This is a genomic window from Paenibacillus sp. HGF5 (genome assembly GCF_000204455.1).
GTDB classification, from domain to species: Bacteria; Bacillota; Bacilli; order Paenibacillales; family Paenibacillaceae; genus Paenibacillus_AQ; species Paenibacillus_AQ lautus_A.
Map to the genome: position 1 here is coordinate 17704 of NZ_AEXS01000149.1, position 12657 is coordinate 30360.

At 42.6% G+C, this 12657-nt stretch carries 8 protein-coding genes; all 8 read right to left on the minus strand.

The window, feature by feature from the left end; translation table 11 throughout:
- Positions 1–57: 57 nt before the first annotated feature.
- Entirely contained in the window at positions 58–2274 is a 2217-nt protein-coding gene (locus tag HMPREF9412_RS23735) for an MrcB family domain-containing protein (RefSeq protein WP_009594340.1), read from the minus strand.
- A 500-nt stretch (positions 2275–2774) separates the two neighbouring features.
- A complete protein-coding gene (locus HMPREF9412_RS23740; protein ID WP_009594323.1) occupies positions 2775–3626 on the minus strand; it encodes a hypothetical protein in 852 nt (283 codons plus the stop codon).
- 1782 nt (positions 3627–5408) lie between these two features.
- The gene (locus tag HMPREF9412_RS32650) at positions 5409–5801 is read right to left on the minus strand and encodes a hypothetical protein (RefSeq protein ID WP_139084071.1); all 393 of its coding nucleotides are present in this window, start codon (positions 5799–5801) and stop codon (positions 5409–5411) included.
- Entirely contained in the window at positions 5726–6226 is a 501-nt protein-coding gene (locus HMPREF9412_RS23750) for a metallophosphoesterase (RefSeq protein ID WP_009594331.1), read from the minus strand. Before HMPREF9412_RS23750 ends, HMPREF9412_RS32650 begins: the two co-directional genes overlap by 76 nt.
- A 331-nt stretch (positions 6227–6557) precedes the next feature.
- Complete coding sequence (locus tag HMPREF9412_RS23760; RefSeq protein WP_009594342.1) at positions 6558–7043, minus strand: hypothetical protein; 486 nt, start codon at positions 7041–7043, stop codon at positions 6558–6560.
- A gap of 428 nt (positions 7044–7471) precedes the next feature.
- A complete protein-coding gene (locus HMPREF9412_RS23765; RefSeq protein WP_009594341.1) occupies positions 7472–8653 on the minus strand; it encodes a GIY-YIG nuclease family protein in 1182 nt (393 codons plus the stop codon).
- On the minus strand, positions 8654–10738 hold the full coding sequence (locus HMPREF9412_RS23770; RefSeq protein WP_009594325.1) for a DEAD/DEAH box helicase: 2085 nt from the start codon (positions 10736–10738) through the stop codon (positions 8654–8656).
- Positions 10722–12657 (minus strand): class I SAM-dependent DNA methyltransferase (locus tag HMPREF9412_RS33015; protein ID WP_009594348.1); only part of this gene is annotated, 1936 nt, incomplete at its 5' end. The genes HMPREF9412_RS33015 and HMPREF9412_RS23770, both read right to left, overlap by 17 nt.

The following is a 12657-nucleotide window of genomic DNA, read 5'->3' on the forward strand; positions in this document are numbered from 1 at the left end:
CCTTGAATGTAGAGGTTGAACAGATTGGTCTCAACTCGCAGTAATTCCACGCTCTGATTAAGAGAGCCAGTAAGAGGTGAATCCATCTTCTTCTAACCTCCGTAGCATAAAGGCGATTTTCCGAGCGCTTAGCGGATGCTTCGCCTTGTCCTCTTCTTGGTTGTCGTTCCAGTTCAGATAAATCTCCGATGCATCATCCATTAGATCTGACACAGGTAACGTTCTTCCTAATGCCCCTTGCAGGAGCTTGAGAAGCACCTTCTTCACCGATAAACTGCTGCCTTGGACGCGCGGTAGGATTTTCTGCAGAAGCTGCAAGTCAAAAGCTTCATCATCCGAAAGCAGTTCAAAACGTTGATTGTAAACCATGTAAAAGCAAATCGAATCCCGAATCCGGAACCCAACATGGGAATGAATCTCTTCTAAGATTTGATTGATCTTCACTAGCTTCTCAGTTGTGGCATGTACTAGTTCTGTATACTCGGAATAAACGTCGATCAATTGCAAATACTCGCTTCGTAAAAACGAGTTATGGACCGGTAGATCTGTTGCTTCCTTCTCATGAATGGCTAAACTCGGGTATTGCTGTAAATTGATATAGTTAAACTCAATGGTGTTCGCGCGATCGAGCACCTTTTTGCTGAAAGGATGTGTCGTCTCATCCATATTCACTGTGCCAATCAAATAAACATTATCCGGTATGGATAAGTCTCCATACAGTAATTGCTCCTCCTGCAGCAAGGACTCCCGGTTGATGAGCTTGGAAGTAACAATTCGGTCTTGTCTCCATTCCTGCGTCTCGATGACACTGAGTACATCGCTAAAGTAATACTCCACCCGTGCCAAGTTCATCTCATCCAGGCAGATAAAATAAGGCTTATGCTGATTCTCTGGTTGAGACGCCTCTACTAGCACCTCTGCCAAGCGACCAGGTCGGAACACCCCCGACAAGTCTTTGTATCCCAGCAAATCCGAAGGATCGCTCCAGTCTGGCCGCACCGGAATCAGCGTAAACTGGCCATTGTCCGCGGTGGCCCCCATCGCTTCGGCAAATAGCTTCACGAGCTTGGTTTTCCCAGTACCTGATACCCCTGCCAGGATGACAAATGGTTTTGTCTTTAGGGAGACATATAGGTTCTCTACAAGGCCATGCGGGTAGTGGAACCCGCGGTGGGAGATGAATGACTTAATCTGCTCTAACTGCTCTGACACGGTTAACGAACTCAAGGATGGGCTCTCCTTCTCTTCAGGGGCTGTTATTTCTTCGTCTGCGTTCTTGTTCTGCAAAACATGTTTCACATACATTTTATAGTTAGAAACCACATTCTCTAGATCGGACTGCAACTGATCGTCATCTGGAATAGCCTCACGATCATAGCGGATATACGCAATCGTAGAGACCTGGTAATCGCGACCGAGTCCGCTTTTTGACGTTAGATTAATCCCATCGTCCTTATGCATACCCTCCAACGGAATGAGCTCTCGAATCTCAGCAGCTTTGTGCTCGAGGTATTGGTACCCTTCTTTCTTACCGAGCTCATCCTTCGGTACAGTAACCCCTTGGGCTAAGGTAAGATAGACAGACTCCATATCCTCCGAAAATAGATAAACGATATATTCGCCATGCTGCGTTGTATCCGTAATGCGCTTATCCATTACCGCGATCCAAGGAATGTTCGCCCAGTTCCCTTGACCAACGGAACCCTGAATCTTATAGTCTGGGTCTATAAAAGAAAGTGACCTTAGATGCTCTGGGATCGCCTGTCTGAAAAGAGCACCTAGCGGATGACCGGCAAATACTTGGTTCCTGGCTGGTATGTAACTGTTCATGATTTCAGAGAGAGCATTATGGAGGGAGAATGCTGGCTTCCCTAGCTTATCATTATAATTCTGTAACTCTTTCAAAGCGTACTCCTTTAACTCTTGAATAACTTTGTCGTCTAGTTTGTCGGATATATCAGAACGAAATGTTATCGTTTGCTGATCTTGATCAACTTCTAGGATGGCCGATAGCGCCTCCAGTGGTGTCTTAAGCAAGGATGTAGTTTGCGACAAGGTGAATTCATTCCAATGAATCGCCTTGCTTGAGGGAGGTGAATCCACTTTGTTCCTACTGTTTTCTTGGAAGTATGCCAAAAACCGCTTAGCGATTACGCTAAGCGGGAAAAATAAAGATCGCGATTGTTCGTAATACTCGATGAGTGAAAGGATCAAAACCATTTTGTAGGATTTTTGTTTTATACGAAAAATAGATGAAAGCTGTTCTGGTAGCACTTGAAACCTCCGGAATATAGTACTGTAACTACAAGCAAAATTATAACTGTCGATTTCAAAAATAAGACTTTATAACTAGCTGGTTATTTATGTAGTTACAATAATTAGAATGATATATCTCTGATATATCTCTCAATTTGTTTTCTTAACCGACTACGGCAATACGCGCCATCATGTCAGAAACTTCATGAGGTATATTTCCATATTGTGTATACAACCTGCTTGATCCAAACCCGATATGTTAGTGTATCAATTATACACTAACTTTCCATTTACATCCCCTAGTCCTTACATACTTTCTATATTGCAAATAAACTCGTAGAGTCCATCATACTCAAATCGGAGTGTGTCCTGCCCTGCTCCAATGGTACGTACAATGTAACCATAGGCACATGCGAGCTTTTTCTGAAAAATTAGCCGTTAATTGTAATATGATTCACGAGCGAAACAGCAAGTATTAGAGCCGTCCAGTATAAGACGGCCCTTTAAATCACCTAAATTCAAGCTGACGTATTATGGAGAAAGACAGCAATATATTGGTCATTAATATAAAAATCATTACCACGATTAATTAACATACCATATTGCTCATTTCGCCGCTCAATTAAACCAACACCTGAAAACAAATACTCTTTATACCCATTCACCAAATTTTTCAAATCTTCAAAATATCTTCTGAAGTTAACTGGAGCATTATCAAAGAAGAACTCCTCGAAGTAAACCTTTAGGGTAAGATTACCATTACGTAACTCAAGTACAACCCTTTTGTCAACAACATCAACATTTTGAAGGTAACCCTCAATACTTCTAACCCAACCTAAATCATCATCAGTCAAATTAATTAGAGACCTATTTCTAACGGAAGGTTCTCTAACATTGTTCTCTCCGCTTGCCAAATCAGCATTCGGGCCTGTTGTAGGAACAATGTTAAGAACAGTATTCTCACCAGAATTTGAATCTACTGTGGGTCTGGGCTTTTTCTTGTTACTAGATTTCAGTTTGCCGTTCCCCAACTGTTGTTCTCTCCTCTTTTTCTTCAAATTATCAAGCACATTTTTAACATGTTTTTCGCTTAATTCCATAGTAGAAGTAGCCACTGATTTTTGTTTGTTTGCTGTCGCTACCCTCTCGAAATAGTCCACACAGTCATGAATGTGATCTTCTTTAGGCCATGTTTTGAAATGAGCCCTCACTTTTCCTTTAGGAACGTATGATAGCCTAGCAGTACACCCATCGTAGCTGCAATACAAATTCTTTTTCACTTCAGTGAAATTTTCGTGTTGTTCAATATTACTAACCGTTACCATCTCTTCAGTTTCAGCCGATTTGTAAATTGCTTCATAAATAGACATATATCACAATCATCCTCTCCTGTTTTGTAGGACAGGAAGTAATATCTATGTACCCCTAACTTTTTGCCGCTCTTACAAAGACCGTTTCTCATTTCCGAACGAAAGGCGAACATAAAATGAACATTTCATAATGATACTATTTTAGCCTTGCCTAATATGACTGAAATCTGTTAGTATAGATTCATCGTGAAGGAAACGGATAGTTATATTAAGTATGTAATCTCAATGTCCCACATTGAGAAACCTACCGAACGGACATAGGAATACTTCTGTCCCATTTTTCATTGTATGCATTGCCATACCCAAAGTCAAAGAGGCTAAAATCGTTATCTGGCGATTTTAGCCTTTTTTGGTCCAATTTTCTCCGAATTCCGCTACTAATGTATATGAAATCTCTCCCTTTTCCGCGTGACGTTGTAATAAGGGTGCGGCCTTTCCAGCAAGCAAGGCGCTGCAGCAAAATCCGAAGAAAAGGAATGGACCTAAAAAAAGCCTTGCCCAGCAAAATGCTCACACTATTTGTGTTCGGTTCAGCTTAACGGGGGTAATGGCGAATATTCCCTTAACACCATAACCGCCATCGCGCTTCAGAATGAAGCAGTTGTTTTAAATCAAGTATATACCAACCAGCTACTCCATACTCATAATCATTTCTACACTCACTAAATACATGTGAAAACTAAAAAGAAATGCAAGAGCATCCCTAACTTAGATTTAGCTTTCTAGTAATCCTTCTTCTTTTCGCCAACGTTTAATAATATCTGAGAAGGTTACATGTTTCCATGGTTGCTCCTATTCCTGATTGAATGGGACGCTCTGCGATTTCTGTTCCGGTTTTTGTCCCTCCCCCTTGAGCCCACCTCAAAAGGGATCCTTTCTAAAGATTCTGCCTCACTGTCCACAACTTTCAAAGCTCTCTTACACCCAAATTTTTTCGCCGTCACATATGGCACTATCCCCAACTAATCTAATCGACTGAAAATCGCTCCATCTACAACATGCGGGTAGTTAATGTAGTCTAAATGAACGGAGCCTGTTAGCCCATGTAATCATTTCCTTTCATCAAGTTTATGATGCGTTTATACGAGCTAAGAAAAGAAAATGTATTGCTCTATTCTTATTAATTGAAATATTATCATGTGCTTTAGGGACGAGGCAGCAACGGCGTTTTCTGCATCAACAATTGTACCTCATCTGCATTGAGCGACAAGTCGTTTACTGCAGGCAAATACATATCAACGTTGAAAAATGTGATATGGTTCTTTTTGTCACTTCGCATAGTATATATTGACTCCAAGTCAATTCCGTAATGCTTTATAGTCAATAGCATTAGCCAAAATCTCACTATATCGTAGTCATCCAATGGACGCATTCCTTCAATAAGTAAGGGCATTCTGTTAAAAACATATCCAGTTATTACAGCAGCAGTAATAAAGGCTCGTATGTCTGAAAAATCTCCTCTTTCTATAATTGCAATTGAGTGATAGATAGCTTTTACCACTCGCCTGGATATACGACCAGAAAAAGTATATCCAATATATGTATTGCTTAAATACCCATTAGTTATCTCTTTTACACTTTCAAGATAAGCTTCTGGTGAATTGGCGAGAACTGCAAAATTATGCTTGTTTGCAGCGCACCTCCTATACCCTCTTCGTTTTACAGTTGAAACTAATACCAATTCATTTTGGGCGTTCGACACAACGATAGAAGAGTGAAATTTGATATCGACTCAAAATCACTCGAAGCAATAATGCTATGTTGGTGAACGGATTTTTCCAATTATCCGAAGTGATGGGGATAGTACTGCTTAATCCTTTTTCGTTCTAAATTTTTCGCATCCATATTGTTGTATCCACGCTGTGATGAAATATTGTTGTATTGCTGTTCACTTATGTGGGTGTGTCCGAATATTCGCCAACTATTGTCACCTTTGAGTTCAGTTGTTGAACTCCACCAGCAGTCTTTATCTTCTTTCGTGAAATCAATCATAGGGAAATGGGTAACTATCAATACTTTTTCTTCTTTGTTTAATACATCATTAGTGAAAGACACCCACTCATCGTGTAAAGCTATAATCTTTTTAGGGCTAAAATCCTTTACTTTTTTGGCATCGGGAGACTCATAAACTGCTTCAGCGTTACTTGGCGCTTTCCACGCCGAAAACTCGTCCAACCAGTATCTCCAATAACACAAATATCGTTATAATAGTATTTTCGGCCAGTAACAAGAAACTTGAAATATTGATTACCTTGCGTTTCATCAATAAACAGATTGATAATATCCATATAACTCTTTGTACCGTTGTTCCAGTAATCGTGATTTCCAAGCACGAAAAAACCCACTATTTGTTTTTCCTCTAGCTCTTTCACAAATGACAGTGTCTTTTTATAGCTATCAAAATAATCTCCTGCCAAGCATAATATGCTGTCAGCATACCGTTCCTTTATAAAGGAAATAAAATCGCTTTTCATTTGCGAAGCTGCTTTTGCCTTGAATTTTCTTTTCGTATAATCAAAATGCAAATCAGATATGAATACAATTGGGTTCTCCGTCGATTCGATAGGGACATTGTTATCTGAGATTATTAGATCGGCCATTGGAATTATCGCTCCTAATATAATCAGTTAAAAACAAATAGCTATTAACTACCACAACAACAGCAGTAAGCTCACCTTAAAATTTCGCCGTCACTTATGATATGGTTCAGCTTAACGGGTCTATCGGCAAAAATGCTAAAGGAGCTGCCGCGGCTGCCCCTTCGTTGGTATTTGTACGTGTCCAGGTATCGTAAATGTTTTGTAGATCGTAAATGCCAGGGGGAAACAAATTATAGTCCATCAACGCCTTTCTTATACAGCCCTGTTTTTGTAGAATGTTTGCTTCTAAAAGGATCCCCATTTTTCCATCAGATTCCCCCCTCATTTTCATTTAGTTTTCAATACTTACAACACTCAGTGTGCGATCAGCTTTTGAATATTTAACATTCAGTTTAGATCCTACTTTAAATAAATCAGGGAATTTCTTATATAAGTGGACGCCATTAATACGTCCTCTTACTGACGGTGGAATCGTCCCTTCAATGGATATATCTTTATAAACAATCTTGACTGTTCCATTTGTCGGCAAATTTTTGGCAATGTTCGATTTAATTTTAAATCGTAAATTATTATAAGATAAATCTGCATCCGTAAGAACGGCTTCCCCAAGAATCTCATTATCTTCTGATGAATCTGCATAAGTTTCAACAGGAGATTCGTAGCTAGGCGAACTTTGAGATTTGAGCGAGATATTATCTTTTTCTAAAACAGATAGTAAGATTTTGCGCTCAATTTCTAGATCTCTCAAACGAGTTCTTAGTATCTCAGGGTCTGTTTTAAAAAGCTGATCGAGAATCTCTTGGTAATTTTTATCCATCCATCGCATCCTCCTTCCAGTTTATGTTTAGATCTTATATCAGATACAAGTTTTTATCAAGATAATCTTCAAGACTTAATCAAGTTTTTTTGCTTGGTTGAATCAACACTAAAATAACCCCGATCCACATCGGACTGAGAGACTTTGTATAAGTTAGAAAATTGCTCGGAAACATGCCCTAATATCCCATAAAACAACAAGGGAGAACGCCATAATGGCCGTTCTCCTTTTAGTTTATCCCAAAGAAATCCAGTAGACGGCGAGTTCCCTCACATAAGTCACACAAGATTATTTGGGTCGATTGGTTTTATTATAGAAGGCATTTGAGAACATCGGGCTATATAAGTCTTCACAAAGAATAAAGTACACCCATCAGGGGATACTTCATAAATAAATTAATGCAACAGCAATTTGGAACGGAACTTCTACTACAAACGTTCGACCAAACTGGCGGTCTTAGGATCATATACCACATTGATAATCGAACCATCCTGAATACGACTTACTGCTTCGTCGATTACATTTAGTGGCACGAGAAACCATTCTTTCGGAGATACAGGGTGGCCAAAGCGATCATGAATAGTAATTTTAAGCTGAGCCGGTGCGAAGATACGGTGGAAAATTCCCTCCAACTTCGTGCGATTGACACTAGCTAGTTTATAGCTTGCTACAACTTCTACCTCTGCCAGCAGGTATGTGGCATCATGAGCAGCATTGGCGATGCGAGTTTCAACTTTTCCTCCGGTTACACCAATCTTATGAATTAGCTCACGATGTTCCGCAATAAAAGGATGATCCGATAAGCTTCGGAGCACGTAGATAGTTCCACTCAGGATGTCGTCGTCTTCCCAATCTGCGCTAAACAATTCTCCATTAATTGGATCAGTCAATCGACGTCCAGCCTCGTCTTTGTATAACGCACGCTGTAAGGATCTGAGCAGAAGATTGCTCTCGGTACCGTTAGAATAGATGACTCTAAGTCGTGCATCAGGATGACCATTAGGAGCCTTAAATTCCTCCCCCTTCTCAGCCACGTAGACAAGTTGCCCCCCCAAGATAAAGAAGTTCCCTGTATTAATGCTCGCATCCTTACCGAATGGACGCGTCTGTCGATCTCCGGATTTAAGTTCCCTCTCAACCTGTTCAAACAGCGGTTGGAATTGAGCAAAATCTTTACATTTCTCACGATTCGCAATTTCCTCGGCGGTTCGTATTTCGACTTGAGAGCGAACATGGCGTAACTCTGTAATGTCTGAAGTGGCGAGGATTCCTTCAAGTTCGGCAAGGAGCTCATCATCGTCCAATGTGGTCACTGGATCGATCTGTTTAGTCTCTTGCTCACTTAGCAATCCTTGGCTATCTAGCGAAGCAAGAAGAGCTCGACAATCCTCCTGTGCACGCAGTCGATCAAGCCGCACTGCATATAGTCTCTCAAAAATGTCATTCTCTTCACCATGTTGCGGGATGCGACCATGCTTTTTGGCAAATTGCTGGATTTCTTCAAAGCCTGCAATGATGCGCTCTTCACGCGGCGTGTAAGAGCGTACCCTTGCTACTTCATACTCAACACCAAGTTCCCGGAGAAGATCATCATCAGAAAGGTTAGACATTTATACTCCCCCTCCGCTAACTTGAGCAGCCTTCTGCTGCGTGGAATAGCGCTGTAAGGCTGCAACTCCTTCAGCCATTCGCTTTTCCCACGGATCTTGCGAGTTTATATCCGGCAGTCGTCCCCGCTCTTTTTTGAATTGAACAGCCCGTTCAGTCAGTGCTCTGGCTTCTTCATAAGGTATACTTACGCGCTTTGCCGCAATGACAGCTGCAACTTGTTTTAGGCTATCCTCACTTAATGCCTTGGATAGAATTGCATACGCTTCGCTGAATGGATTAATGCGGTCGATGAGATCGATGTCCAGTTCACGAACGTCCATTACGAACTTTCGAACCCCATCGATAAGTGCTGTGTTGGCAGCCGGCTCATTGCTCCCTTCAGTGTTCTTCGTCGCAGTCTGCTTTGCTTGTTGTGTTAAGTTAAGAGCGGCAATGGCGTGCTGACGAATCGCTTCCTGATCCTCAGTGTCAAGCTCTGGATACTTTTCTTTAATAATTTTGCCCATACGAACCTGCGTCAACTCTTCCGGCACCATTTCCTCATCAAACATGCCTCGTTCGATAGTGTTTTTGTCCTGAACGAATGTCGCAATGACTTCATTTAGGTCTTCTCGGCATATGCGTGCAGCCTCCTCGCTCTTCGGCTCGAAGAGACCTTTGATTTCAATCTGCATTTGTCCTGTTTCATGGTTAAAGCCTACATTACACTTTTCTGGATCATAGCCCTCATCTCCATAGTCGAACCCTTCTACCGGACCACTTGCTGAATGCTTCGATTTAAACTCAAATCGAGGTGAAAGAACCTGTTCCATGAGCAAGCTGGCAGCAATGGCTTTAAGGGTATCGTTCACCGCCTCGGTTACCGCCTCCTCTGAAGCGTCTGGCTCAGCAATCAGATTGGTGAATCGAGCACGGGTCTTTCCCGGCGCATCACGGGTAGCTCGGCCGATGATCTGTACAATCTCAGTAAGACTCGCCCGATAGCCAACTGTAAGTGCATGCTCACACCATATCCAGTCAAAGCCTTCCTTCGCCATGCCAAGAGCGATAATGATATCCACATGATCGCGATTATTCTTATGGGCAGGATCTTTCAATGCAGTAGATACCCGGTCACGTTTGGTCGGATCGTCATCTACCAGGTCGGCAATCTTAAGAATTCTACCATCTGACGTCTTAACTAACTGAAAGCCAGTTACAGGGTCAGTACCTTGCCATTCCCCAAGTACCTCAATGATGTGCTCTACTTCTCTGATCTTGTCTTTGGTACTTTCACGAGAGTTGACATTCGGGATGTGAATGATTGTTTTCTCAGACGAGTCTAGCACTTTAAGAATGTCATCTGTGTATGAACCAGAGTAGAAATAGTAGCCGATATCTAGTTGTTTCAGATACTCATAGCCATTAAGTTGCTCGTAATACGTGTAAGTGACCGTGTCAAACTTTGACTCGTCTTGCGGAGCTAGCACCGCTTCAGCATCGCCACGGAAATAGGAACCAGTCATCGCAACAATATGCACATGATCGCGAGCGATAAACTGACCAAGATGCAAACCTAGCTTATTGTCTGGGTTCGAAGAAACGTGATGGAATTCGTCCACGGCAATCAGCCTGTTATCGAATGCCTCTACTCCATATGCATCAACCGCGAATCGAAAGGTGGCATGTGTACAAACCAGTACTTTATCGTTGCTTTCAAGGAACGCACCAACTGATTTAACCTTGCCACCGTTGTCAGAGCCAGGTGCGTTGCAAAGGTTCCATTTCGGCTCTACACACCAGTCGGCCCAAAAGCCAAACTGGCTCAGCGGCTCATCGTTGAAGCTCGAACCGATTGACTTTTCTGGGACCACTATAATTGCCTGCTTGAGCCCTTGATTCTGAAGCTTGTCAAGAGCGATGAACATCAATGCCCTGCTCTTGCCAGATGCCGGTGGTGACTTAATAAGTAGGTACTGCTCGCCGCGCCGTTCATAGGCACGTTCCTGCATAGTTCGCATTCCCAGCTCATTGGATTTGGTGGAATTTCCGTTACGAGCGTAAGACACAGAAATGGTAGGGATTAATTTATTTCCAGTTATCATTGGTTTGCCCCTTCTTTCTTCTCTTCGTCTGTTGCGTTGATGTTGTCATCTTGGTGTAGAGTTCAAATAGCTTTTCCAGCCGCTCCGTATCATTTCTAAAACGGCGGCCAATATAGATGCGTTCCAGCACCTCATCGTTACGCTCATGCGCTGCGCGTAGGTCGTCGGGCATGTTATTCGGATCGTAAAGCTCCACAATCGTCGCTGGGAAATGATTCTCTCGCGCCAGCAAGATATCCTCAACGCATAGAGTGAGATCAGCCTTGTTCTTCTCGGTTAACCTAGGAACGGGAAAGGAGTTCCAACCGAGCGTATTGGAGTAGGAAAAGTCTGTTCGGAGCCTCACACAAACAGTACCGATCCAGACCCAATGCAGCCGAGAAGCGATCAAGGCCATGCTCCAGATAGGGGCATCATACATGACATAGCACTTTGCACCAACAATTGTGTCTTCTGTGACTAGTCCAACAGGTAGATAGTCACGATTTCCTGATGTAATCGCTGGGACGGCGATCGCCATACCCTGCCTATGGGGAGCGAATACAAATCGGTGCGGCGAATCCATATGATCACGCGCTTGCTTCCCACCTACGGACCGTGTCCTTTTAACAGCATCAATCCTTTCCAGAATAGGTTTGATGAGTTTTGCCTCTGATACCTCAGAATTTTCTATCCAAATACAGTATCTATGAGTAGAATTGGTAAACTCCTTTGCACCGATAAACTTTCTAATAAATTTGCTAGAACCAGGCCATTCAGAAAGAATTGTTTCTGCTTCTGCCTTAGTAAGCAGGAGATAACCGCCGTCGTTTGGTAAGTTTCCGCGCAACATTTTTGAAATGAATGAGATTGGTTGTGACGTTGGCTCGACGACAGTATTAGGCCCGGGCACCAAATATGGTCCGATGTTGTCTGTCTGCCTGACTATATCTGACCCATCTACATCGACATCGAATAACTTGCGTTTACCATGAATGCCTTTTTTTAGACCAACAATTACAACGGTCACCCCTGCATTATTACTCGCCAGATTGGACCAATTAAATGATCGATATGCGAATGATATTTCATGTCCTAAACCAAAGATCAAAGGCCAAAGAATGGGAACCTGTTCTCCTTGGCATATCGAGTTTGTTGCTACAAATGCAATTCCAGTATCAGTGAAGGTTCCATATTCTGAAGCCTTAAAAAACCAACCTGCAACATAATCTAAGGATTTCCACCCCTTAGTATGGGCTCCGAAGATTTCCTCAAGCTCCGACTTTTGCTCGTTAGACTGAAGGACAGAGCCAAGATATGGCGGATTTCCACAAATATACGTCTCACCGCCTTCATTCTCGAAGTCAATCCCCACTTGATCCAATGGCGTGCTGAAAAGATCATCGGCATGGAATTTCACACCTGTTCCAGTCGGTGGGCAAATACTAAGCCAGTCCAGTCGCAGAGCATTGCCGCAAGTAATCCAGTTGTCGGAAGAGAGCGGCAAAAAATCAGCAAGAGCGAGTGTTGGCCCACGATAAAGTACATTGCACTGGTACTCGGCAATGATAAGGGCAAGACGCGCAATCTCTGCTGAAAAGTCTCGAAGTTCGATGCCACGAAAGTTTGTCAAAGGTATGTCACTCTCACGCCCGAGTTCGCCGCGTCGCGCGTTAATAGTGTTTTCAATCTCCCGCATCTGCTTGTAGGCGATGACCAGGAAGTTTCCTGAGCCGCAAGCTGGATCAAAAACACGAATCTTTGATAGACGTTTGCGCAGGTTGAGCAACATACGAGGGTTGTCTCCTGCTGCATCAAGTTGCTCTCGCAAATCATCCAAAAATAAAGGATTGAGCACCTTCAGAATGTTGGGTACGCTCGTGTAGTGCATGCCAAGTGCACCGCGTTCCTCATCGTCTGCAACTGCCTGAATCATGGAT

Excerpts from the sequence above, each read along its gene's own strand:
- HMPREF9412_RS23740 (WP_009594323.1), bottom strand. The coding sequence starts at position 3,626 with ATGTCTATTTATGAAGCAATTTACAAATCGGCTGAAACTGAAGAGATG.
- HMPREF9412_RS23750 (WP_009594331.1), bottom strand. The coding sequence starts at position 6,226 with ATGGCCGATCTAATAATCTCAGATAACAATGTCCCTATCGAATCGACG.
- HMPREF9412_RS23770 (WP_009594325.1), bottom strand. The coding sequence starts at position 10,738 with ATGATAACTGGAAATAAATTAATCCCTACCATTTCTGTGTCTTACGCT.
- HMPREF9412_RS23765 (WP_009594341.1), bottom strand. The coding sequence starts at position 8,653 with ATGTCTAACCTTTCTGATGATGATCTTCTCCGGGAACTTGGTGTTGAG.
- HMPREF9412_RS23760 (WP_009594342.1), bottom strand. The coding sequence starts at position 7,043 with ATGGATAAAAATTACCAAGAGATTCTCGATCAGCTTTTTAAAACAGAC.